The sequence below is a fragment of the Achromobacter sp. ACM01 genome (assembly GCF_014851745.1).
Taxonomy (GTDB): Bacteria; Pseudomonadota; Gammaproteobacteria; order Burkholderiales; family Burkholderiaceae_B; genus Achromobacter; species Achromobacter aegrifaciens.
In genome coordinates this window covers 33,373-55,623 of record NZ_JACVAF010000010.1, presented here as the reverse complement: position 1 = coordinate 55,623, position 22,251 = coordinate 33,373, and the positions used below count along the sequence as shown (strand labels likewise).

Genomic DNA, 22,251 nt, shown 5'->3' with positions numbered 1-22,251 from the left:
ATGAGACTCGACCCCGACAAACTGATGCGGCGCCACTTCGAACCGGTGGAGCAGACCTACACCGCCAAGGACTCCATCCTGTACGCGCTGGGACTGGGCTTGGGCCGCGACCCGCTGGATGCGCGCGAACTACCCTTCGTCTACGAAGAGCGGCAATTGGCGGTGCCGACCCAGGCCGCGGTGCTAGGCTACCCCGGCTTCTGGATGAAGGAACCCAACACCGGCATAGACTGGCGCCGAGTACTGCACGCCAGCCAGTCGGTGCAGCTGCATCGTCCGCTGGCGCCAGCCGGCACCGTCATCGGACGTACGCGGATCAAGGACATCCTCGACAAGGGGCCGGACGTCGGTGCGCTTTTCTTCGTGGAACGCACGCTGGAAACGCGCGACGGCGCCCTGCTTGCCACCGTGGAACAGGCAGTGATGGCGCGCGGCAACGGCGGCTTCGGCGGCGCCAGCGGCCCATCACCGGCGCCCGCCAAGCTGCCGGAAAGCACGCCCGAACACGTCTGCGACCTGCCCACGCTGACATCCCAGGCCCTGCTCTACCGCCTGTCCGGCGACCTGAATCCGCTGCATGCGGACCCCGAGGTCGCGCGCGCGGGCGGTTTCGAGCGGCCCATCCTGCATGGCCTCTGCTCCTACGGCATCGCCTGCCACGGGCTGCTGCGCATGCTGTGCGACTACGAGCCGGCCAGACTCAAGCGCATCGACGTGCGCTTCAGCGCGCCGGTCTATCCCGGCGAGACCATCCGCGTCGAGGCCTGGGGCGCCAGCGGCGAAGTCCGCTTCCGCGCTACGGCGCTGGAACGCCAGAAAGTGGTGCTGAACAACGGTCTGGCCATCATCGACGCGGCGCACGGAGCAGGCGCATGAGAGGCATACTTTCCTTCGGCGCCTACATTCCGCGCCTGCGCCTGCAGCGCGAGGCGATCGTGCGCAGCCATTCCTGGTACGACACCTCGCTGGCGGCACATCGCGCCGGCGAGCGTTCCATGTGCGGCTACGACGAGGATGCCATCACCATGGCAGTGGAAGCCGCGCGCGACTGCCTGCAGGGGTTCGATAGCCCCGCCGTGAACGACCTGCTGCTGGCCTCGACCTCGTTGCCCTACGCCAGCCGGTTGAACGCCAGCATCGTGGCGCAGGCCTTGAATCTGGCCGAGGACATCGGCGCCATCGACGTCGCGTCCTCGCAGCGCGGTGCAACCTCCGCCTTGATGCAGGCGCTGCGCGGGGGCGCTGGACGCAGCGCGCTGGTCGTGGCGAGCGACCGCCGCAAGGCCAAAGTGGCCAGCGCGCAGGAGCTGCTGTACGGCGATGCCGCGGGCGCGGTGCTGGTGGGCGATGGCGAGGCCATCGCCGAACCCCTGGCGCTGGAAAGCCGCAGCATCGACATGGCCGACCACTATCGCGGCGTCGGCGCGGCCACCGACACCTATTGGGAAGAGCGCTGGATACGCGAGGAAGGACACAGCGCGCAGATTCCGCAGGCCATCTCGGCGGCGCTGCGCCAGGCCCGGCTGGACCCTGGCCAGGTGGATACCCTGTGCGTGGCGCTGCCGCAAAAGGGCGCGGCGCAGCGGATCGCCAAGCTCGCCGGCATCCCGCCCGACCGCGCGCATGACACGCTGGCGGCCACGGTGGGCAACGCTGGCTGCGCCCATCCGCTGCTGATGCTGGCACATGCTCTGGGTGCGGCCGCCCCGGGGCAAGTGCTGGTGTTGGTCGCATTCGGCCAGGGAGTGGACGTGCTGGTCTTGCGCACCACCCCGGCCCTGGCCGCCCTGCCTGGCCGGCTGGGCGCGCAAGGCTGGCTGGCGCGCGGCAAGGCCGAGGACAACTACATGAAGTTCCTGGTTTTCAACGACCAGCTTGCGCTGGAACGCGGCATGCGCGCCGACAACGACAAGCTTACGCCGCTCTCCGTCGAATACCGCAACCGCAAGGCGGTGCACGGCTTCGTCGGCGGGCGTTGCCGCGCTTGCGGCACGGCCCAGTGGCCGCGCGCCGACATCTGCGTCAATCCCGCCTGCGGCGCCAGCGGCACGCAAGAGGACCTGCCGTTCGCCGACACCCCGGCCAGGATCATGAGCTACACGGCGGACCGCCTGGCCTATACCCCCGATCCGCCTGCCTGCTACGGCATGGTTCAGTTCGAAGGCGGAGGCCGCCTGATGATGGACTACGCCGACATGGACGAAGACGAGCTCGCTGTCGGCGTTGCGCTGCGCATGAGCTTTCGGATCAAGGCGTACGACGCCGCGCGCGGCTACACCCGCTATTTCTGGAAGGCGACCGTCGCCAACCCTAAGGAGAACAGGCATGGCAACGGGAATTCGTGACAAGGTGGTGATCCTGGGGATGGGCTGCTCGCACTTTGGCGAGCGCTGGGATCGCAGCGCTGAGAACCTCGCGGTGGAGGCCTTCGGCGAATGCCTGCTGGATGCCGGGATCGGCAAGGAACAGATCCAGGCGGCATGGCTGGGCACCGGCATCGAAACGCAGCACCTGGGCAGCGGCGGCGTACCGCTGGGCGTTGCCCTGAGATTGCCCAACATCCCCGTCTCGCGAGTGGAGAATTTCTGCGCGTCCGGGTCGGAAGCGCTGCGCGGCGCCGCCTATGCGGTGGCCTCCGGCGCCTGCGACTTTGCGCTCGCCTTCGGTGTGGAGAAGCTTAAGGACACCGGCTACGGCGGCCTGCCCCAACGTCCGCGCGGTCCGCTCAACGACATCGTGTGGCCCAACATCAGCGCGCCCGGCTCGTTCGCGCAGTTGGCCAGCGCCTACCGCGCCAAGCATGGCGTCGATGCGCGCGACCTGAAGCGCGCCATCGCCCATATCTCGGTGAAAAGCCACGCCAACGCCGGCCGCAATCCCAAGGCCCATCTCCGCAATCCGATCAGCATGGAGGACGCGATCAACGCGCCGATGATCGCCGAGCCGCTGGGCCTGTACGACTGCTGCGGCGTTTCGGACGGCGCTGCTTGCGCGATATTGACCACGCCTGACATCGCGCGCGCCCTGGGCAAGCGCGACCTGGTGGCAATCAAGGCGCTCCAGCTGGCGGTATCCAGCGGCAGCGAAGCCGGGCACGACAGCTGGGACGGCAGCTACTTCCAGACCACCCGGGTCGCGTCGGCCCGCGCCTATGAAGAGGCCGGCATAGGACGGCCGCGCCAGCAGATCGACCTGCTGGAAGTGCACGACTGCTTTTCCATCACTGAACTGGTGACGATGGAGGACATGCACATCTCGGCTGAAGGGCGCGGCGCCCATGACGTGCTGGACGGATTCTATGACGCGGACGGCACGATTCCCTGCCAGATCGACGGCGGCCTCAAGTGCTTTGGCCATCCCATCGGCGCGACCGGACTGCGCATGGCCTACGAGATGTATCTGCAGATGCTGGGCCGCGCCGGCGCCCGCCAGCGCGCCGACGATCCCGCCCTGGGTGTGATCCACAACCTGGGCGGCTTTCCCTGGCAGAACGTGTGCAGCGTCTCCGTGCTGGGCAAGTACGGCGCCTGACCGGCGCACATCGGACAAGAAAGGAGAAACAACGTGTTGATGGACGAATACCAATCCCCCTGGCGCACGCCAGAGATCGAACAGTTCCAGCAAACTGCCCGCCGCTACTGGAGCGCCGAACTGCTACCGCGCCTGCCGGCCTGGGAGGCGCAGGGCTACGTCGATCGCGAGGTCTGGAATCAGCTCGGCGCGATGGGCTTCCTGCTGGCTGATCTTCCTTCGGAGCATGGCGGTGGCGACGGCGATTACGCCCATCTGGCGGCGCTGATCGAAGTCAGCGCGGAATGCGGCTTCGGCCCTGGTTTCGGCCCGCACTACATCGTCGGCCACTACCTGCACCACTACGGCAACGAGGAGCAGAAGCGGCGCTGGCTGCCGGGCATGGCCAGCGGCGACATCGTCGCGTCCATCGGCATGACCGAACCCGGCGCCGGCTCCGACCTGCAAGGCATCAAGACCCGCGCGCGGCGCGATGGCGACAGCTATGTGGTCAATGGCTCCAAGACCTTCAACACCAACGGCCATCATGCGGACCTGGTGATGCTGGCCGTAAAGACCGACGCCACCCTGGGCGCCAAGGGCGTGTCGCTGCTGATGGTGGAAACCGGCGGGCTGGCGGGGTTTCGCCGCGGTGAGCCGTTGGACAAGATCGGACTCAAGGCGCAGGATACCGTGGAACTCTTCTTCGATGAGGCCAGGGTTCCCGCCGCCAACCTGCTGGGCGCCGGGGAAGGCCAGGGATTCGCCCAGATGATGGCGCAGCTGCCCTATGAGCGCCTGCTGATCGGCATACGCGCCGTCGCCAGCATCGAACGGGCCTTGCGCCTGACGCTGGAACACGTGCATCAGCGCCAGGCCTTCGGCCAGCCCCTGTTCAAGCTGCAAAACACCCGTTTCGAGTTCGCCGAGATGAAGACGGAGGCCGCGCTGGCGCGGGTATTCATCGATCAGTGCATCGCCTGGCAGCAACAAGGGAGACTGGACGCCGCTACCGCCGCCATGGCGAAATGGTGGGGCACGCAGAAGGAGTGCGAGACGGTCGACCGCTGCCTGCAGCTCTTCGGCGGCTATGGATTCATGCGTGAATACCCCATCGCGCGCATGTACGTGGATTCTCGCGGCCAGAAAATCTATGGCGGGGCCAATGAGGTGATGAAGGAGATCATCGCCCGCCAACTGGCGCCGCGATGATGACAGGACGCGACGCCAAGACAGGCCCCCTGGCCGGGCTGAAGGTGCTGGACATCGCCACCGTCCTCGCTGGCCCCTTCGCCGCCACGCTGCTCGCCGACTACGGCGCCGACGTGCTCAAGCTGGAACTGCCGCGCAAGGGCGACGGCATGCGCGCCTTTCCGCCGTTCAAGGATGGCAGAAGCATATGGTGGAAGACCGCCCAGCGCGGCAAGCGCTTTGCCACGCTGGACTTGCGCACGCCGGAAGGCGCCGACATTTTCAAGCAGCTTGTGCCGCAGTTCGATGTGCTGATCGAGAACTTCCGGCCCGGCACGCTCGACCGCTGGGGCCTGACCAAGGAAGTGCTGTGGTCGCTGAAGCCCAACCTGGTGATCCTGCGCGTCACGGGCTTCGGCCAGTCCGGCCCTTACTCGGAGCGGCCCGGTTTCGCACGGATCTTCGAGGCCATGGGCGGGCTGACCACCGTCACCGGGCATGCCGAGGACGAGCCCATGCACGCCGGCGTGCCGCTCGGCGACTCGATAGGTGGACTGTTCGGCGCCATCGGCATCCTCACGGCTCTATGGCCCCGCGCCCGCGACCCTGCCCGGCCCGGCGAAGAGATCGACCTTGCGCTGACGGAGTGCATCACCCGGCTGCTGGACTTCATGCCCGGGGTCTACCAGCAGCTTGGTACCGTGCCCGCCCGGAACGGCAACCGCAGCCCCTACTCCGCACCTTCCGCGGTTTACCGGACGCGAGACAACCATTGGGTATCCATGGCCGGCTCGATCGACTCCATGTTCGCCAACAACTGCCAGGCCATCGGCCGGCCGGACCTGGCGCTGGATCCCCGCTACGCCAACAACGCCAGCCGGGTCCTGCATGAACAGGAGTTGAACCGCGTCTTCATCGATTGGTGCGCCGGACACGATCTGGACCAGGTGCTCGCGGCCTTCGAACAGGCCAACGGCACGCTGGCGCCGATCTACACCATCGAACAGGTGGTCAAGGATCCCCACGTGGTGGCGCGGCGTTCCATCGTTGACGTCCCGGACCGCGACTTCGGCATGCTGCAGATGCCCAACGTCGTGCCGCGCTTCGCCCGCGATCCGACGGAGCCCAGCCATGCTGGCGCCGAACTGGGGCAAGACAATGAAACGGTCTATGGCGAGCTGCTGGGATTGCCGCCAGACAGCATCGCCCGGCTGCGCGCGGCCGGCGTGATCTGAGCGCTCGATATGCACAAGGGAGACCAGCAATGCACCATGCCATCCGCTTGATCGCGTTCATGGCCGTCGCGATCGCGGCGCTCAACCCCGAGCCCGCCTGCGCCGCCGACCCCTACCCAGACCAGCCGGTGCGGTTGATCGTGCCCTACCCCGCGGGCGGCGCCGTCGATGGCGCCGCCCGCATCCTGGCCGAGCGCTTGAGCGTCCTGTGGAATCAGGCCGTGATCGTCGAGAACCGCCCCGGCGCCTCCGGCCGCATCGGCCTGGCGGCGGCGGCCAAGAGTCCGCCCAGCAACACCCTGGTCGCGGCGACCAATTCGACCCTCAACGAACAGCTAAGCCGCGGCCAGGATGGCGCTGCGCCGGCGGCAGCGGACCTGGTGCCCGTGTCCACCCTTTTCACCACACCGGTCGCGCTACTGGTCAACCGGCAAGCGGTTCCGGCGGATAGCCTCGCACAGTATGTCGAGCTGGCTCGCACCAAGCCCGGTGCCGTGAGCTTCGGCTCCAGCGGCGAAGGCACGAGCACGCATTTCTTCGGCGAACTGCTCAAGCGCGAAATGGACATCGACATCACCCACATACCCTTTGCGGGAGAAGGCCCCAATCTGAGCGGCCTGCTAGGGGGACACGTAGGCAGCGCCTTCCTGAGCGCATCCGGCGCCACCAAGGCGGCCCAGACGGGCAAGACCCGCGTGCTGGCCGTCACCACGCCGGCGGGCTCGCCCCTGCTGCCCGGCGTGCCCAGCTTCGACCAGTTGGGCATCGCCGGCCTGAACCGGGATACCTGGGTTGGGCTCTACGCGCCGCCCGGCACCCCTCAGGCCGTGGCCGACCGCATCACGACAGATGTGGCAACCGTGCTTTCAACGAGCGACGTGCGCGAGCGCTATGCGCAACTGGGACTGATCGCTGAAGGCGGCACGTCAAGGGATCTCGCCGCAAGGATGGACGACGATCGCCAATATTGGACGCGGGTCGTGCAACAGACGGGGATCACCCTGAGATAGGCTAGCCAGCCGCCCCTTCTTGCATCAGCCGCTTGCGCCAGGGGTGCGGGCCGAGAATGGCCAGGAGCGGCCCGCCGGCCCCTGAGCTGCCGGACACGCCGAGCTAGGCCGCCGTCTTGCCCTCCTCCTGCAGCTGCCGCCACAGGATCTTGCCCGTGCTGGACTTAGGCAAAACCTCCACGAACTCCACGATGCGCGGCGCCTTGTAGGCAGCCATGCGCGTCCGCGCCCAGGCGATCACCTCTTCTTCGCGCACGCTGCCGCGCGCCTCGTCGCGCAACACCAGCAGAGCCTTCACCGTTTCGCCGCGGCAGGCATCCGGCACTCCGATCACGCAGGCCTCGTGGACTGCCGGATGCTCGTACAGCGCGTTCTCGACCTCCGCCGGCCAGACCTTGTAGCCGGATGCGTTGATCATGCGCTTCAGGCGATCGGTCACGTAGAAATAGCCGTCTTCGTCCACGCGGCCCAAATCGCCAGTGCGGAAATAGCGCTGCCCGTCCAGCATGAAAAAGGCTTCCTCATCGGCCTGCGGATTGTTCCAGTACCCCAGCATGACCTGCGCGCCGCGCGTGACGAGTTCGCCGGTGTCGCCCTGGGGCAGTTCAACCAGCGTGGCCGGATCCACGATCCGCGTGTCCACGCCGAAGGTGGGGACGCCTATGCATTGGCGCTTGTTGCGGTCCAGCGGATTGCAGTGCAGGAACGAGGCGGTTTCCGTCAGCCCATAGGCCTCGTTGTAGGTGATGCCGTAGCGGCTGGCCAACATGGCAGCGACCGCCTCGGGCATGGGGGCTCCGCCGCCGCATAGCTGCGCCAGGCTGGACAGGTCCAGCTTTTCGATGCCGGGTTGCGCGAAGAAATCCACGACCATCGCGGGCGGCGCGGCCCAGACGCTGACGCGATGACGCGCCATCAGCCTCCCGGCCACTTCGCGGTCCCAGCGCGGCAGTACCACCACCGTGGCGCCCAGCAGGATTGGCGTATTCATGCAGCTCTGCATGCCCAACAGATGGAACATCGGCGCCACGCCCATGATGACCGCTTCGGAGGTGAGGCCGCGCCATAGCTGCGAACCGGCCAGGGATGCATTCATGGTGCCGTGGGTATGGCGGCAGCCCTTGGGCCGCCCGGTGGTGCCCGAGGTATAAGGCAGCAGGCAGAGGTCCTTCGACCCGGCCCGGTGCGGCAACGGCTGTACGTTGACCGCCAGCGCGCCGTACCAGGGCACGCCGCCGCGCACATCGGGTGCGCGCCTGGGCGCGGCGACCCATTCGGGCGCATCAGGAGCCGGTCCCTGCAAATAATCCGAATAGGTGTGGACGATGACACGCTCCAGGCGTCCGTCAGCGGCGAAGCCGTCCAGCCGCGCGCACAGTTCCTGGGCCGCGAAGGCCACGCGGGCACCGCTGTCCGCCAGGTAATGCGCCAATTCGTCCGGCGTGCTCATGGCATTGACCGGCACCACCACCGCCTCGGCGCGCAGGATCGCGTAGTACGCGATGACAAACTGCGGACAGTTCTGGCTCAGCAACAGGACGCGGTCGCCTGCCTTCACGCCCGCGCTGTGCTGCAGGTAGCCGGCCATGGCGTCGACCTCGCGCTTGAGCCGCGCGTAGTCCAGCACGGTGTCGTAGAACACGATGGCGGCCTTGCCCGGATAGCGCGTGGCGGACGCCTCCAGGTTGAAGTACAGGCTGGACTGCGGCGGGCTGATCTCCTTCGGCAGCCCCTTGGGCCAGTACCGATAATGCGCTTGGTGCATCTTGTCTCCTCATCGTTGTTCTGACTGTCCGCCATGCGCCTCAGGCGGTCATGGCGCGCGCGATGATTTCCTTCATGATCTCGTTGGAGCCGCCGTAGATCTTGCCGACCCGCGCATCCGCGTACAGCCTGGCTATCGGGTATTCAAGCATGTAGCCGTAGCCGCCGTGCAATTGCAGGCATTCGTCGATCACCTGGCAGTTCATCTGCGTGGTCCACCACTTGGCCATGGCCGCCGTGGACAGGTCCAGCGTGCCCGCCAGCTGGCGCTCGATGCAATCGTCGACGAAACGCGCCGCAATGGTGGCGACTGTCTCGCACTCGGCCAGCTTGAAGCGCGTGTTCTGGAGTTCGATGAGCGCCTGGCCGAAGACCTGCCGGGTGCTCGCGTAGGCCAGGGTTTCCTCGATGGCGCGACGCATGGTGGCCACGGCGCCCACCGCGATCAGCAGCCGTTCGCGCGGCAGCTGCTGCATGAGCTGGGCGAAGCCACGGCCCTCGACGCCACCCAGCAGGCAGTCCTCGCCCACGCGCGCGCCATCGAAGAACAGCTCCGCCGTGTCCAGGCTTTTCTGACCCAGCTTCTCCAGCAACCGCCCGCGCCTGAAGCCCGGCAGGTCCTGCGTTTCCACCATGATCAGCGACACGCCCCTGGCCCCCGCCTGGGGATCGGTCTTGGCGACCACGCAGACCAGGTCCGCGTGCAAGCCGTTGGTGATGAAGGTCTTGGAGCCATTGAGGACATACTGCTCGCCCTGCTTGACGGCGGTGGTGCGCACGCTCTTCAGGTCGGACCCGGCTCCCGGCTCACTCATGGCGATGGCGCCCACCAGTTCGCCCGTGGCCATGCGTGGCAGCCACCGCCGCTTCTGCTCTTCCGTGCCGTAGTTCAGTATGTAATGCGCCAGGATGGCGCTGTGCACGTTGTTGCTGAAGCCGTGCACCATGGCGCGCGCCTGCTCCGCCGCCACGATGGCCTCGTGCGCGAAGTTGCCTCCGCCCCCGCCATAGGCCTCGGGCATGCTCACGCACAGCAGGCCCAACCGGCCCGCCTTGTTCCAGACCTCGCGGTCCGCGTGCTGCTGCTTGCGCCAGCGCTCTTCGTCGGGCACGAACTCCTTTTCGAAGAGGCGGCGCGTCGAATCCTGGAACAGCGTCAGGTCCGCATCCATCCAGCCTTGCCGTGGCGTGTCCATAGCGCTCCCCCCTTTTCAAGGACGGCCGCCGCCGACGACCAGGACCTGGCCGCTGACGTAGTTGGACTCGGGCAGGCAGAAAAGGTACACCGCACCTGCGGCTTCCGCCGGCGTGCCGGCGCGGCCGATGGGGATCAGGCTTTCGGCGTTCTTCAGCACTTGCGGATTGACGCCCACCTTGATCTGCCGGCCTTCGATATCCAGCGTGGCATCACCGTCGGCCGGCGCTTCGGTCAGGCGCGTCTTGATCAGCCCGAAGGCCACGCTATTGACGTTTACCTTGTAGCGGCCCCATTCCTTGGCCAACGCGCGCGTCAGCCCGTTGATGCCGGCCTTGGCGGCCGAGTAGTTGGCCTGGCCGGCATTGCCCATGACTCCGGAAGTCGACGAGATGTTCACGACCTTGCGGAACACTTCCCTGCCCTGTTCCGCTTCGGCCTTGGCCGCGACCCGGATGAAGCTGGAGGCCGCCCGCAGGATGCGGAACGGCGCGGAAAGGTGCACCGCCAGGATCGCGTCCCATTGTTCGTCTGTCATCTTCTGGATCACGTTGTCCCAGGTGTAGCCGGCATTGTTGACGATGATGTCCAGGCCGCCATAGGTGTCCACGGCGGTGCCGACGAAACGTTCGGCAAATCCCGCTTCGATCACGCTGCCCGCGCAGGCCTGCGCCTGGCCGCCCGCCTTGCGGATCAGCGCCACGGTTTCTTCCGCAGGCCCCGCGTCCAGATCGTTCACCACCACGTTGGCGCCTTCGCGCGCCAGCTTCAGCGCAATCTCCTGCCCGATGCCGCGTCCCGCGCCCGAAACCAGCGCGACCTTGCCTTCCAATGTACCCATCGTTCTCTCCTTTCCTGGGCTACTGAATTGCCAGCACTGCCACGCCGCTCAGGCGCAGTTCGCCGGTCTGGCTGCGCGCATGCAGCTCCACCCGCAAGCGGGTTTCTCCCTGCGCTTCAAAGCGTTCCACCACGCTGCCGGAACAGCGGACCTCGTCACCCACGTGCGTGATCGCCACGAAGCGCACGGCGTACTCGCGCAACGCCGATTGCGGCGCCCAGTTCGTCAGCAGCCGGGCCAGATAGGCAGCCGACAACATGCCGTGGGCGAAGACGTCGTCCATGCCGGCGGCTCGCGCGAAATCCAGGTCCACGTGTATCGGGTTGTGGTCGCCCGAGGCGCCGCAATACAGCGCCAGCCCCAATCGGCTGATCGGCCCCGCGGTAAAACCGGGCAGCTCGTCGCCGGCCCTGGCGTCATGATTCATGGCCGCAGTCATTCCTGTCTCCTAGGCGTTGCGCACGACGGTCGTCGCGCGCAGTTCGGCGACCAGGCGCCCCGCGGCGTCGGTCACCCGGGTTTCGCGCACGACGAACTCCAGTGCGCCGCCCTTCTTGGCGTAGATGTCGGCGATGCGCGGTTCAAAGCGCAATTCGTCGCCGGCATGCGCCATGGCGTGGTAGACGAATCCCTGTTCGCCGTGCAGCACCCGCGCTATGTCTATGCCCAGCAATTCACGCATGGCTGCGGGCCGGGGGCTGTCCATTTCCAGGCAGAAGAAGAAGGTCGGCGGCACCGGCAGTCCCCGGTAGCCGGCCGCTCGCGCGGCGGCTTCGTCGGTGTAGACCGGGTCGTCCTGGCCGGTGGCCTTCGCAAAGAAGCGCAGGCGGCCTGCCTCCACGGTCGCGTTGAACGCCGGCAAGGCGGCGCCGATATGGCTGGTATCGAGCATTGCGTTCTCCTCAGGCCGCCTGGTACAGCGTCACCACGCAGGCGCCGCCCAATCCCAGGTTGTGCTGCAGCGCCAGCCTGGCGCCTTCGACCTGGCGCAAGTCCGCCTGGCCTCGCAGTTGCCACACCAGCTCGGTGCACTGCGCCAAGCCGGTTGCGCCCAGCGGATGGCCCTTGGACAGCAAGCCGCCGGATGGATTGGTCACGACCTTGCCGCCGTAGGTGTTGTCGCCTTCCAGGATGAACTTCTCGGCGCTGCCCTCGGGCGTCAGGCGCAGGCCTTCGTAGGTGATCAGCTCGTTGGCGGTGAAGCAGTCGTGCAGCTCGACCACGTCCACGTCGTCAGGGCCGATACCGGCGGCCTCATAGACTTGGTCGGCTGCGGCCCGCGTCATGTCAAAGCCCACCACTTTGCGCATGTCGCCGGCGCCGAAGGTGGACGGCGTGTCCGTCGTCATGGCCTGCGCGGCAATGCTGACGGCGGGCGCCAGGCCGTGGCCGCGCGCGAACTCGTCCGAACACAGGATGGCGGCCGCCGCGCCGCAGGTCGGCGGGCAGCATTGCAGGCGCGTCAGCGGATCGAAGATCATGGGCGCGGACAGCACCTCGTCCAGCGTGACCGGCTGGCGGAACACGGCGTAAGGATTGCGCGCGGCATGCTGGCGCGCCTTGACCGCGATGCGGGCGAAGACGTCGGCGCCGATGCCGTGCTCCTTCATGTAGTCGCGGCCCGCGCCGCCGAAGAACTGGGCGGCGCGCGGCTTGGCCGTGTCATAGCCCTGCATTTCGCTCATCGCCAGGACGAAGTCCTGCAGTGGCGACGGGCGGTCCTCGTACACGCCTTTCAGCGCGCCAGGCACCATCTGTTCGAAGCCCACCGCCAGGGCGCACTCCACCGCCCCGCTTTCCACCGCCTGCCGCGCCAGGAACAGGGCCGACGAACCGCTTGCGCAATTGTTGTTGACGTTGAACACCGGAATGCCGCTCAGCCCCACGCCGTAGACCACCGCCTGGCCAGCGGTCGAATCGCCGTAGACATAGCCGGCGTAGGCCTGCTGGACCGCGTCGTATTGCAGCCCCGCGTCCCGCAGGGCCTGGCGCACGGCGCTCGCGCCCATCACGGTATATGCCTCGCTGGCGCCGGGCTTGCTGAAAGGAATCATGCCGACCCCTGCCACCCATACTTTCCGATTCATGTCTGACTCTCCTGATGAGCGGGCGCGGCGACGGCCGCGCGCCTGGATTCATGGTCTTGTCTCAGCACGGACTTCAGCACCTTGCCGGCGGCCGACATGGGCAATTCGCTGAGGAACTCGTAGGTCTTGGGACATTTGTAGGCGGCAAGCTGCAGGCGGCAATGCCTGTCCAGGGCGTCGGCGTCGGCGGCCATGCCTGGGTGCGGCACGATTACCGCGTGCACAGCCTCGCCCCAGCGCGCGTGCGCCACGCCGATGACCGCGCAGCGCGCCACCAGCGCGTGGCGGGCCAGCACGCCTTCCACTTCAGCGCCGTAAACGTTTTCGCCGCCACTGACGATCATGTCCTTGAGGCGGTCGACGATGTACAGGTATCCATCCTCGTCCTGGCGGGCTGCGTCGCCCGTCAGCAACCAGTCCCCGTCGAACGTGCGACGCGTTTCTTCAGGCCGGTTCCAGTAACCCTGCATCACCATGGGCCCGCGCACCGACAGCTCGCCAACGGCGCCGGGCGCCGCCTCGCTGCCATCGGGCGCGAGAATGCGCGTCTCCACGCCTACCGCAGGCCGTCCCGCCGATTCGGTGCGCGCGCCGCCCTGGCGCACGTCTGCATTGATAGCGACGGTGGCGGCGGTTTCGGTCATGCCGTAGGCATGCACGAACTCTGCTTGCGGAAAGGCCGCCAGCGCCCGGTCAAGCAACGCCCGGGAAATCGGCGAGGCGCCCCAGATCACGCGCCGCACGCCGTCCAGCCGGTACTGCCCGAATCCGGGTTCGTCCAGCAGCATCTGGATCATGCTGGGCACCAGCAGCACTTCGGTTACGCCGTCGTCCTGCAGGGCCTGCAACACCGCGCGGGGCTGGAAGCCGCGCTGGACCGCCACCGATGCGCCCGCGACAAACTGTCCGATCAATCGACCCAATCCGGCAACATGGAATAGCGGCGCGACCAGCAGGGTGCGGCTGTCGGGCGGCGTGGGGACCGTAGCCATCCTGGCCACCGCAGCGCTCCAGAGGTTCGCGTGCGTCAGCACGGCGCCCTTGGGCGCGCCGGTCGTGCCGCCGGTAAAGAGGATCGCGGCCAGCGCGTCGCCGCCCGCACGGACATCGTCCAGCGGCGCGGCCGCGGCGGCGTGCGCTTCCAGCACGTCGGCGGACAGCGGCTGCGTGCTGGCAGGAACGTCCACATCGGCCATGCGCGGGGCCATGGTCTCGTCCACCAACAGCAGGCGCGGACTGCAGTCGGCCAGTGCCTGCGCAAGCTCTGGGCAGCTCCAGCGCGTGTTCAAAGGCAGCACGGCCGCCCCCAGCCACCAGCACGCCAGGATCCACGACACATAGTCCGCGCCGTTGGCGCCCCAGAACGCTACGCGATCGCCCGGCAGCACGCCATGGCCGCGCAGCACGGCGGCCTTGCGCGCGGTCCAATCGATCAGCGCCGCGTAGGTCCAGCGCCGTGCGTCTTCGCACAGCGCGATCTTGCCGGGGTGCAGCCGGCCTGCACGATGCAGGCCTTGTGTCAGATACATGGTGCTCGTCTCCTGCGGCGCCGTGCTCCTTGCGCGGAACAGCGTGCGTTCGTCCTCGAGCCCCTAGCTTCCTCCTTGGGGCCGGATCGCGGCAATGGCCGCAGGCGTCAAACCGATAGGCGAAAAGTGTCAGCGGCTTGCCGGCCTTCGGGGCCGCAGACCAGGCGGTTGCGGCGGTATTCTCCCGGCGACACGCCGGTCCATTTCTTGAAGGCGCGGTGGAAGGTGCTGGGTTCGGAAAAGCCCAGACGCTCGGCGATGTCCATCAGGGATAGATCGTGGCGGCCCAGGTATTCGACTGCGGCATCGCGCCGCAAGTCATCCTTCAGGGCCTGGAAGCCCTGCCCCTCTTCACGCAAGTGCCGCCGCAGCGTCTGCGGCGTCATCGCCAGTTGCGCGCTGACCTGGATCAGCGACGGCAACTCCCTGGACAGATCGTTGCGCAACAGGCGGCGGATGCGATCGGTCAGGGTGGTGCGGTCCTGGTACTTCACCAACAGGTCGAACGGCGCATTGGCCAGAAACGGCTTGAGCGTCTGTTCGTTCTGCACCACCGGCAAGGCCAGCCAGCGCGACTCCAGCCACAGGCCCGTCACCGGCTGGCCATAGCGCACCGGCGCGTAGAACAGCCTGTGCGCATCGGCGCTGCGTGCGCCGCTGCTGTAGTCCACGCCCAGGATGGGAATGCGCCGCGCCGCCAGCCAGTTGGCCACGCCCAGCGTGAAGAATAGAAAGGAGCGTTCGCCATACCAGCGCGCACAGCTGCTGGGCGCGCGCGAGTCGAGCACGATGCGCGCCCGCTCGCCACTCACGCACAAGCGGGCGGTGAAATCCCGCAGCACGCCGTGGTAGTAGCGGAACGCCACGCGCAGCGCCTGCCCCACCGTGTCTTCCCGCAGCGCGAGCCGGCAGGCATGGTCGAACGCCCCCATGGGAACCGGATGCTGGCCCATGCCCAGGAAGTCGTCCCGGGTGGCTCGGCGCAGCGTCCGCATGATCTGTGCGAGCTGCGCCTGCGATACCCGCGCCATCGGCGCCTGCAGCAGGGACGGCGGCACGCCGGCGCGTGTCAGGACCCGGTCCACGTCCACGCCTCGGCTGCGCGCGCCTTGCAGGATCTGGGCGATATGTCCCACGGCGATGGTGTGATGGGTCATGAGGATATCCAGCGGCCGGCGTACGCCGATGGATCGATGGTAGCCAAAGCCTGCGCGCACAGGAATGGCCGGCGTGAGCATTCTCGCCAAGCGCAATCAGCGAATCCGCCATTGGTCAGCCGGAAAGCCGCGCCTAGACTGGCCCGAACCCCGAATGGGCATGCCACTTCGTATTTACGGGAGTCCCTCTTTGGATACACCGAACACCGCCCCGCTCGCGGGCGTCAGGATCCTGGATCTGTCGCGGCTGCTGCCCGGCCCGTTGGGCGCGCAATACCTGGCCGACCTGGGTGCCGACGTCATCAAGATCGAGGATACGCAGGCGGGCGATTATGCGCCGCCGCCCCTGCGCGCCATCTGCAACCGCAACAAGCGCGGGTTGCGGCTGGATCTCAAGCATCCCGAGGGACAGGCGGCGCTGGCCGCGCTGGCGCGCGGCGCGGACGTGGTGATCGAGAGTTTCCGTCCAGGCGTGGCCGCGCGGCTGCAGGCCGACTACGCCACCCTGACGCGCCACAATCCCCGGCTGGTCTACTGCAGCATCACGGGCTACGGACAGGACGGTCCGCAGCGCGACGCCGCCGGCCACGACCTGAACTATGCGGCCTGCGCCGGGGTCGCCGACCAGATGGGCTGCGGGCCCGATCTGCCGGCGCTGTCGAACCTGCCCGTGGCCGACATACTTGGAGGTTCGCTTACGGCGGTAATGGGCATCCTGGCCGCGCTGTACGACGCCCAGCGCAGCGGGCGCGGACGGTACATCGATATCGCCATTGCCGACGGCCTGCTGGCCGGCGCCGTCGTGCCGCTGGCCACGCTCAATGCCCGCGGCGACACGCGGCCGGCGGGCGCGGATACCCTGTCCGGCGGGCTGGCCTGCTATGGCCAGTACCGCGCTGCGGACGGGCGCTATCTGGCAGTCGCCGCGCTGGAGCTGAAATTCTGGCAAACGCTGTGCCGGCGGCTGGATCGCCCCGATCTGGCGCCGCTGCACCGCGACGGCGACGCGACGCAGCAGGAGCGCGTGCGCCGCGAATTGCAGCAGATCTTCGGATCCCGGCCGCTGGCGCATTGGCTGGAACTGTTTGAAGGCGCCGACTGCTGCGTGTCGCCCGTGCTCAAGCTGGCGGAGGGCCTGACGCATCCGCAGTTCGTCGCCCGCGGCATGCCGCTGCAGACCGAGCATCCGGTCTATGGCCGTAACACCCATGTGGCCAGCCCGGTGAAGATGTCGGGCTTCCAGTTCGCCATACATCGCCAGGCTCCGCTGCCGGGCGAACACACCGATCAGATCCTGCGCGAGGCCGGCTACAGCGAGCCGGACGTCGCCAGCCTGATCGGGCGCGGCATTGCGCTGTAGGCACATACGGCCAGCCCCGCCCGCCACCCAAGCGACCATAACCAGGACGGAGACAATCATGAAAGATCCACATCGCAGCCTTCCCTCGCCCCTGCGCCGCAGCCTGCTCAAGCTGGGTGCGGCCTTGCCCGCCACGCTGGCCTTGCCGCGTCAGGCCAGCGCCTCGGGCTTTCCGGCCCGCCCCGTCACGCTCATCGTGCCGTTTCCGGCGGGCGGCGCGACGGACACCCAGATGCGCGCGCTGGCGATCGCTGCCTCGCGCGAACTGGGCCAGACGGTCGTGATTGCCAACCGGCCGGGCGCAGGCGGCACGCTGGGCCCGGCGGCCATGGCGCAGACCGCCGCACCCGACGGCTATACCGTGTCGGTGGTGGTAGGCACGCTGTTCCGCTACCCCTTTCTGCAGCAGGTCAACTACGACCCGCTCAGGGACTTCACCTACGTCGCCTGCATGACCGCCTACTCGTACGCCATCGTGGTGCGCGAGGACGCGCCCTGGCGCACGCTGGACGAGATGATCGCCGACGCGCGCGCCCATCCCGACAAGATCAGCTACGGCGGCACCGGCACCGGCGGCTCGGGGCGCATCGCGATCGAGCGCCTGTCGCGGCTGACGAACACGCGCTTCAATTTCATCCCCTACAAGGGCGCGGCCGAAGAGACCACCGCGCTGCTGGGCGGCCATATCCAGATGATCTCGGATGCGGGCTGGGGGCCGATGATAGACACCGGCAAGGCGCGCTTGCTCGCGGTGTTGGGTGAAACCCGCGCCAAGCGCGTGCCCGACGTGCCCACGCTGACGGAACTGGGCTATCCCATCGTCGCGGCCAATCCAGTCGGCATCGCCGGACCGAAGGGCATGGATCCCGAGGTCACGCGCATTTTGCAGCAGGCATTCCACCGCGCGTCCCGCGATCCGGAATACAACCGCGCGCTGGAAACCGCCGACCAGCCGCACATGCTGATGGACAGCGCCGCCTACACCGACTTCGCGGTCCGGCAGGTCGCGGAAGAAAAGAGATTCGTGGCCGAACTGGGCCTGAAGACGTAGCCGCGACCTCAGCCCGCAGGGTTCAGCATGCAGTCGCGCAGGCGCAGCACCGATGCGCAGGACGTGTCGCGATGTGTCACCAGCGACAGGGACAGCGCATCGTGCGCGTCGGCGTCGTTAAGCGGCACGAAGGCCACGTGCGGGGTGGAATACGCGCGCGTCACGCCCGGCACCAGCGCCAGGCCCATGCCGCTGGCGACCAGACTGATCAGCGTCTGCACCTGTATCGCCTCCTGGCTGATGCGCGGCGAGAATCCCGCCTTCAGGCATAGCGCCTGCGCCACGCCGTGCAAACCCGGCACCTTCAGGGGCGAATACAGCACGAAGTTCTCGGCGCGGGCACGCTCCAGGCTGACCGGCCCGCCCGCGGCCAACGGATGCCCTGCCGGCACGGCCAGGATGAGATCGTCGCGCTCCACCACCCAGGAATCCAGCGCTGCGTCTTCCGCCAGCGGACCGCGCACCAGGCCCGCATCGATATCGTTGGCGCGCAGCATTGCGACCAGGCCGACCGTGCTGTCCTCGCGCAGGTCCAGCTGCACGTCCGGATACTGCGCCCGGAAGGCCGGCAGGCAGCGCGGCAGCAGCATGTAGGTGGCAGAACCCACAAACCCCAGCCGCAGCGTGCCCCACTCGCCCAACGCAACGCGGCGGGCCGCCTGGCGCGCCTGGTCGGCGTGGAACAGCGCACGGCGCGCGTCCGCCATCAATGCCTGTCCCGCCGGCGTCGGCGTCACGCCCTTGGGGCCGCGCACCAGCAGCGGCGCGCCCACCGCGTGTTCCAGTTTCTGGATCGAGACCGACAGCGCCGGTTGCGCAATGTGCAGCGTGTCCGCGGCCCGCCGATAGCTGCCCAACTCCGCGATGGTGACGAACTGCCGGAGCTGCCGCAAATCGATAGCCATAACAAATTCCATATCGCCCAATACCTACGCCATATTAGACGCGTATGCCGACGGCCGATAGGATTTCCGCCATGACAGCCACTCCCCTATCCCAAGCCAGCGCATTGGGCGGCGTGCGCATCCTGGACCTGACGTCCGTGGTGTTCGGCCCCTATGCCTCGCAGATACTCGCCGACTACGGCGCCGACGTGATCAAGGTGGAATCGCCTGCGGGCGATTCGACGCGGCATACCGGCCCCGCCCAGGAACCCGGGCTGGCCGCCATCTTCCTGGGCCTGAACCGCAACAAGCGCAGCATCGTGCTGGACCTGAAGCAGGCCGCGGCGCGCCAGGCGCTGTTGACGATGGCGGACCAGGCCGACGTGCTGATGCACAGCATGCGCCCCGCCAAGATGGCCGCGCTGGGACTGGATCCGGACACGCTATGCGCGCGCAACCCGCGCCTGGTCTACGCCGGCCTGTACGGCTTCGGCGCGGGCGGCGCCTACGACGGCCAGCCCGCCTATGACGACATCATCCAGGGGCTGTCGGGCCTGGCCGACCTGGTGGACCGCCAGACCGGCGCACCGCGCTACCTGCCCACCGTGGCCGCCGACAAGACTTGCGGACTGATCGCGGCGCACGCCATCCTGGCCGCGCTGTTCCAGCGCGAGCGCACCGGCGCGGGCCAGCAGCTGGAAGTGCCCATGTTCGAAAGCATGGCGTCCTACGCGCTGGTCGAGCACTACTACGGCAGGCACCTGGTCGACGAGCCCGGCGAGGCCGGTTATCCGCGCGTGCTCACGCCCTGGCGCAAGCCCTGCAAGACCGCCGACGGCCATGTCTGCCTGATGCCCTACACCGACGCCCATTGGCACGACTTCTTCATCGCCGCGGACCGCCCCGATCTGGCGCAGGACGCGCGCTTTACCGACATCGCGTCGCGCACGCGGCACATCGAAACGCTATACGAACTGCAGGCCGGCATCGTGGCCGGGCGCGATACCGCCTACTGGCTGGCGCTGTGCGCGCGCCTGGAAATCCCCGCCGCGCCCATCAACCGCCTGCAGGACCTGGAGGCCGACCCGCACCTGCAAAGCGTGGACTTCTTCGCGCCGCTCGACAGCGCCTCCGGCAGCCGCTACCGCTTTCCCCGCAACCCGGTGCGTCTGCAGCATTCCCATGTGCCGCCCGCGATGCCGCCGCGCCTGGGCGAACACACGCTGGACGTGCTGCGCCAGGCCGGCCTGGACGAAGCCCAGATCGCGGGGCTTCTGGAATCCGGCGCAGCCCGCGACGCGCATCCCTCAACCCCGAACAACCGCAAGGACTCCGCATGACCGCAGACCGCAACGCCGCCGACATCAAGCAGCTTGGCCAGGGCTATTACTGGCAGGACCTGGCCGTGGGCCAGCGCTTTCAGACCTTCCGCCGCACGGTGACCGAGACCGACATCGTCAACTTCATCAGCGTGACCGGCATGCTGGAGACGATCTTCATCGACGCCACGTATGCCCACGGCGCGATCCAGGGACGCCCCGCCCCCGGCGGCCTGACCTACGGCCTGATCGAGGGGCTGATCATGCAGGGCATGGTGCAAGGCACCGGGCTGGCGCTATTGGAAGTCCACAAGAAAATGCTGGCGCCCGTGGTCGCGGGCGACACCATCTGGGCGGAGATCGAAGTCACGAGCATACGTCCCACCTCGCAGCACAACCGGGCGGTGGTCGCCTCGGTCATCGAAGTACGCAACCAGCACGGCAAGCCGGTAATGGCCTACACGGCCACGCGCATGCTGGCCGGCAGGCCCTGAACCATCATCAGGCGATCAAGCGCCCCCCGTAGAGGGCGCTGGCGCCGGGACGCGATCCGCGTCACAAGAACAGCACAAGGAGACAAGCAATGAAGAAAGCACTGCTGGCAGGCAGCCTCGCCATTCTCGCGCTGGGCGCCGCCGCCAGCGCCCACGCAGCCTGGCCCGAACGCCCCATCACCATGGTGGTGCCCTTCCCGCCTGGCGGGCCGACCGACCTGGTCGCCCGGGTGCTGGCCAAGCAGCTGACTGACCAGCTGGGCCAGACCGTCGTGGTCGAGAACAAGGGCGGCGCCAACGGCAACATCGGCATGCAGTACGCGGCTGCCGCCAAGCCCGATGGCTACACCGTGCTGTACAACACCTCCTCCATCGCGCTCAGCCCCAATCTGTACCGGTCGCTGGCCTTCGATCCGGTCAAGGACTTCGCGCCGGTGTCGTCCACGGCGGTGATCCCGCTGGTGCTGCTGGTGCATCCGTCCGTGCCGGCGCCGGACACCCGGACCTTCGTGCAGTATGCGCGCGAGCATCCCGGCAAGCTGTCGTATGGGTCGGCCGGCGCCGGCAACGTCACGCACCTGGGCGCCTTGTTGCTGTTGCGCTCGCTCGAAATCGACGCGGTGCACGTCCCCTATCGCGGCAGCGCCCCGGCCATGACGGATCTGGTCGGCGGGCAGGTGCAGCTCATGACCAATACGCTGAACGATTCGCTGGGCTTCATCCGCGAAGGCAAGCTGCGCGCGCTGGCCGTGACCAGCGGCGCGCGCAGCGAGCAATTGCCCGACGTGCCGACGGTGGCGGAAACGGTGGCGCCCGGATTCGAGATGGGCGCCTGGCAAGGCGTGGTGGTGCCGGCGGGCACGCCCGCGCCGGTCATCGACAAGCTGAACGCTGAAATCCGGCGCGCGCTGCAATCGCCTGAAATGACCAGGCAGCTCAAGGCGCAAGGCGCGCAGGCGCTGGGATCCACGCCGCAGGAATATGCCGCCTACATCAAGAGCGAAATCGCGCGGTGGGGAGAGGTGGTGAAGGCCGCCAACGTGAAGCTGGACTGACGGTTGCTGAAGGCAGATGCAAAAACGCCCGCGAATCGCGGGCGCTTCTGTCTGAGCTGCCAGGCGGACGGCAAAGCTCAGCGGCCGTTGGCCTTGGCCGTGATGCCGTTGGCCGCGCCCATGTCGGTATTTGGCACGTCGCGCAGCAGCACGCGCACGTCCTGGCCCGAGATGCCGATGCTGGCGCACACCGCCTGGTTCAGCGCCGCGATCAGCGCGGCCTTCTTGGCTTCGTCGCGGCCGGAGATCAGCGCGACGTCGACGCGCGCCATGGCCTTGCCGATTTCGCCGCCCACGATCACATGCGCCGCCGGCACTTCCTGAAGCACGATGCGCACGCTGGGCAGCGGCGCCGCGATGCTCTCGACAACGGCGTTGGATGCGGCCTGCAGCAACGCGGCCTTCTGGGCGGCCGTGTGGCCTTCCATGATCTGGACATTCAAAATAGGCATGACTGATTCCGATGTTCCGAAAAAGGAGAAACCGGCCCAGGCGGCCGGCAAACCATCATATCCGGATCAGGACCGCGCTGACGGCCGCGCGGCCTCGATCCGGATTAGGGTTTCTCC

21 protein-coding genes are annotated in these 22,251 nt (G+C 67.7%); 11 read left to right on the top strand and 10 right to left on the bottom strand.

The window, feature by feature from the left end; translation table 11 throughout:
• Genes IB268_RS29470 through IB268_RS29445 form a run of 6 tightly spaced genes read left to right on the top strand, consistent with a single transcriptional unit; the run spans position 1 to position 6,946 of the window.
• Positions 1 to 876, top strand: coding sequence for a MaoC family dehydratase (locus IB268_RS29470; protein ID WP_192355218.1), 876 nt, complete (start codon positions 1 to 3; stop codon positions 874 to 876).
• On the top strand, positions 873 to 2,345 hold the full coding sequence (locus IB268_RS29465) for a 3-oxoacyl-[acyl-carrier-protein] synthase III C-terminal domain-containing protein (protein WP_175214243.1): 1,473 nt from the start codon (positions 873 to 875) through the stop codon (positions 2,343 to 2,345). Before IB268_RS29470 ends, IB268_RS29465 begins: the two co-directional genes overlap by 4 nt.
• Entirely contained in the window at positions 2,326 to 3,531 is a 1,206-nt protein-coding gene (locus IB268_RS29460; protein WP_192355217.1) for an acetyl-CoA acetyltransferase, read from the top strand. The genes IB268_RS29465 and IB268_RS29460 overlap by 20 nt, the downstream gene beginning before the upstream one ends.
• A gap of 39 nt (positions 3,532 to 3,570) precedes the next feature.
• Complete coding sequence (locus tag IB268_RS29455) at positions 3,571 to 4,722, top strand: acyl-CoA dehydrogenase family protein (RefSeq protein WP_192355246.1); 1,152 nt, start codon at positions 3,571 to 3,573, stop codon at positions 4,720 to 4,722.
• A complete protein-coding gene (locus IB268_RS29450) occupies positions 4,719 to 5,936 on the top strand; it encodes a CaiB/BaiF CoA-transferase family protein (protein ID WP_225589080.1) in 1,218 nt (405 codons plus the stop codon). Before IB268_RS29455 ends, IB268_RS29450 begins: the two co-directional genes overlap by 4 nt.
• Positions 5,937 to 5,965: 29 nt before the next feature.
• Entirely contained in the window at positions 5,966 to 6,946 is a 981-nt protein-coding gene (locus tag IB268_RS29445; protein WP_192355216.1) for a tripartite tricarboxylate transporter substrate binding protein, read from the top strand.
• 103 nt (positions 6,947 to 7,049) lie between these two features.
• On the opposite strand, the gene IB268_RS29440 is transcribed toward IB268_RS29445, so the two are convergent.
• The 8 genes from IB268_RS29440 to IB268_RS29405 form a co-directional block, all read right to left on the bottom strand.
• Positions 7,050 to 8,711, bottom strand: a complete 1,662-nt coding sequence (locus IB268_RS29440) for a long-chain fatty acid--CoA ligase (protein ID WP_125471087.1) — start codon at positions 8,709 to 8,711, stop codon at positions 7,050 to 7,052.
• A gap of 40 nt (positions 8,712 to 8,751) precedes the next feature.
• Entirely contained in the window at positions 8,752 to 9,906 is a 1,155-nt protein-coding gene (locus IB268_RS29435) for an acyl-CoA dehydrogenase family protein (RefSeq protein ID WP_175182076.1), read from the bottom strand.
• 15 nt (positions 9,907 to 9,921) lie between these two features.
• Entirely contained in the window at positions 9,922 to 10,746 is an 825-nt protein-coding gene (locus IB268_RS29430; protein WP_054451226.1) for an SDR family NAD(P)-dependent oxidoreductase, read from the bottom strand.
• Positions 10,747 to 10,765: 19 nt separating this feature from the next.
• Complete coding sequence (locus IB268_RS29425) at positions 10,766 to 11,185, bottom strand: MaoC family dehydratase (RefSeq protein WP_054451225.1); 420 nt, start codon at positions 11,183 to 11,185, stop codon at positions 10,766 to 10,768.
• Between the two features lie 9 nt (positions 11,186 to 11,194).
• A complete protein-coding gene (locus tag IB268_RS29420) occupies positions 11,195 to 11,638 on the bottom strand; it encodes a MaoC family dehydratase N-terminal domain-containing protein (RefSeq protein ID WP_175161815.1) in 444 nt (147 codons plus the stop codon).
• A gap of 10 nt (positions 11,639 to 11,648) precedes the next feature.
• Positions 11,649 to 12,833, bottom strand: coding sequence for a lipid-transfer protein (locus IB268_RS29415; RefSeq protein ID WP_192355215.1), 1,185 nt, complete (start codon positions 12,831 to 12,833; stop codon positions 11,649 to 11,651).
• Positions 12,830 to 14,362 (bottom strand): class I adenylate-forming enzyme family protein, encoded by a 1,533-nt coding sequence (locus tag IB268_RS29410; RefSeq protein ID WP_192355214.1) that lies wholly within the window; start codon positions 14,360 to 14,362, stop codon positions 12,830 to 12,832. The genes IB268_RS29415 and IB268_RS29410 overlap by 4 nt, the downstream gene beginning before the upstream one ends.
• A 107-nt stretch (positions 14,363 to 14,469) precedes the next feature.
• A complete protein-coding gene (locus tag IB268_RS29405) occupies positions 14,470 to 15,519 on the bottom strand; it encodes an AraC family transcriptional regulator (RefSeq protein WP_119451015.1) in 1,050 nt (349 codons plus the stop codon).
• 160 nt (positions 15,520 to 15,679) lie between these two features.
• On the opposite strand from IB268_RS29405, the gene IB268_RS29400 reads away from it, so the two are divergent.
• Positions 15,680 to 16,879 (top strand): CaiB/BaiF CoA-transferase family protein, encoded by a 1,200-nt coding sequence (locus IB268_RS29400; RefSeq protein ID WP_192355213.1) that lies wholly within the window; start codon positions 15,680 to 15,682, stop codon positions 16,877 to 16,879.
• A gap of 58 nt (positions 16,880 to 16,937) precedes the next feature.
• Positions 16,938 to 17,930 carry a tripartite tricarboxylate transporter substrate binding protein gene (locus IB268_RS29395; RefSeq protein ID WP_192353515.1) on the top strand — a complete coding sequence of 331 codons (993 nt, stop codon included), beginning with the start codon at positions 16,938 to 16,940 and terminating at the stop codon, positions 17,928 to 17,930.
• Positions 17,931 to 17,938: 8 nt separating this feature from the next.
• Here IB268_RS29395 and IB268_RS29390 read toward each other — a convergent pair whose 3' ends face one another.
• Complete coding sequence (locus IB268_RS29390; protein ID WP_225589079.1) at positions 17,939 to 18,835, bottom strand: LysR family transcriptional regulator; 897 nt, start codon at positions 18,833 to 18,835, stop codon at positions 17,939 to 17,941.
• Positions 18,836 to 18,906: 71 nt separating this feature from the next.
• On the opposite strand from IB268_RS29390, the gene IB268_RS29385 reads away from it, so the two are divergent.
• The 3 genes from IB268_RS29385 (at position 18,907) to IB268_RS29375 (ending at position 21,682) form a co-directional block, all read left to right on the top strand.
• A complete protein-coding gene (locus tag IB268_RS29385) occupies positions 18,907 to 20,154 on the top strand; it encodes a CaiB/BaiF CoA-transferase family protein (RefSeq protein WP_192355212.1) in 1,248 nt (415 codons plus the stop codon).
• Positions 20,151 to 20,627, top strand: a complete 477-nt coding sequence (locus tag IB268_RS29380; protein ID WP_192355211.1) for a MaoC family dehydratase — start codon at positions 20,151 to 20,153, stop codon at positions 20,625 to 20,627. The genes IB268_RS29385 and IB268_RS29380 overlap by 4 nt, the downstream gene beginning before the upstream one ends.
• An 89-nt stretch (positions 20,628 to 20,716) precedes the next feature.
• A complete protein-coding gene (locus tag IB268_RS29375) occupies positions 20,717 to 21,682 on the top strand; it encodes a tripartite tricarboxylate transporter substrate binding protein (protein WP_125471078.1) in 966 nt (321 codons plus the stop codon).
• Between the two features lie 77 nt (positions 21,683 to 21,759).
• Here IB268_RS29375 and IB268_RS29370 read toward each other — a convergent pair whose 3' ends face one another.
• Positions 21,760 to 22,134: a tautomerase family protein gene (locus IB268_RS29370; protein WP_054451217.1), complete on the bottom strand. Its 375-nt coding sequence runs from the start codon at positions 22,132 to 22,134 to the stop codon at positions 21,760 to 21,762.
• Positions 22,135 to 22,251 lie beyond the last annotated feature (117 nt).

Excerpts from the sequence above, each read along its gene's own strand:
- IB268_RS29465 (WP_175214243.1), top strand. The coding sequence starts at position 873 with ATGAGAGGCATACTTTCCTTCGGCGCCTACATTCCGCGCCTGCGCCTG.
- IB268_RS29430 (WP_054451226.1), bottom strand. The coding sequence starts at position 10,746 with ATGGGTACATTGGAAGGCAAGGTCGCGCTGGTTTCGGGCGCGGGACGC.
- IB268_RS29405 (WP_119451015.1), bottom strand. The coding sequence starts at position 15,519 with ATGACCCATCACACCATCGCCGTGGGACATATCGCCCAGATCCTGCAA.
- IB268_RS29440 (WP_125471087.1), bottom strand. The coding sequence starts at position 8,711 with ATGCACCAAGCGCATTATCGGTACTGGCCCAAGGGGCTGCCGAAGGAG.
- IB268_RS29445 (WP_192355216.1), top strand. The coding sequence starts at position 5,966 with ATGCACCATGCCATCCGCTTGATCGCGTTCATGGCCGTCGCGATCGCG.
- IB268_RS29375 (WP_125471078.1), top strand. The coding sequence starts at position 20,717 with ATGAAGAAAGCACTGCTGGCAGGCAGCCTCGCCATTCTCGCGCTGGGC.
- IB268_RS29380 (WP_192355211.1), top strand. The coding sequence starts at position 20,151 with ATGACCGCAGACCGCAACGCCGCCGACATCAAGCAGCTTGGCCAGGGC.
- IB268_RS29410 (WP_192355214.1), bottom strand. The coding sequence starts at position 14,362 with ATGTATCTGACACAAGGCCTGCATCGTGCAGGCCGGCTGCACCCCGGC.
- IB268_RS29460 (WP_192355217.1), top strand. The coding sequence starts at position 2,326 with ATGGCAACGGGAATTCGTGACAAGGTGGTGATCCTGGGGATGGGCTGC.
- IB268_RS29385 (WP_192355212.1), top strand. The coding sequence starts at position 18,907 with ATGACAGCCACTCCCCTATCCCAAGCCAGCGCATTGGGCGGCGTGCGC.
- IB268_RS29420 (WP_175161815.1), bottom strand. The coding sequence starts at position 11,638 with ATGCTCGATACCAGCCATATCGGCGCCGCCTTGCCGGCGTTCAACGCG.
- IB268_RS29390 (WP_225589079.1), bottom strand. The coding sequence starts at position 18,835 with ATGGCTATCGATTTGCGGCAGCTCCGGCAGTTCGTCACCATCGCGGAG.
- IB268_RS29395 (WP_192353515.1), top strand. The coding sequence starts at position 16,938 with ATGAAAGATCCACATCGCAGCCTTCCCTCGCCCCTGCGCCGCAGCCTG.
- IB268_RS29370 (WP_054451217.1), bottom strand. The coding sequence starts at position 22,134 with ATGCCTATTTTGAATGTCCAGATCATGGAAGGCCACACGGCCGCCCAG.
- IB268_RS29470 (WP_192355218.1), top strand. The coding sequence starts at position 1 with ATGAGACTCGACCCCGACAAACTGATGCGGCGCCACTTCGAACCGGTG.
- IB268_RS29455 (WP_192355246.1), top strand. The coding sequence starts at position 3,571 with ATGGACGAATACCAATCCCCCTGGCGCACGCCAGAGATCGAACAGTTC.
- IB268_RS29415 (WP_192355215.1), bottom strand. The coding sequence starts at position 12,833 with ATGAATCGGAAAGTATGGGTGGCAGGGGTCGGCATGATTCCTTTCAGC.
- IB268_RS29450 (WP_225589080.1), top strand. The coding sequence starts at position 4,719 with ATGATGACAGGACGCGACGCCAAGACAGGCCCCCTGGCCGGGCTGAAG.
- IB268_RS29435 (WP_175182076.1), bottom strand. The coding sequence starts at position 9,906 with ATGGACACGCCACGGCAAGGCTGGATGGATGCGGACCTGACGCTGTTC.
- IB268_RS29400 (WP_192355213.1), top strand. The coding sequence starts at position 15,680 with ATGCCACTTCGTATTTACGGGAGTCCCTCTTTGGATACACCGAACACC.
- IB268_RS29425 (WP_054451225.1), bottom strand. The coding sequence starts at position 11,185 with ATGACTGCGGCCATGAATCATGACGCCAGGGCCGGCGACGAGCTGCCC.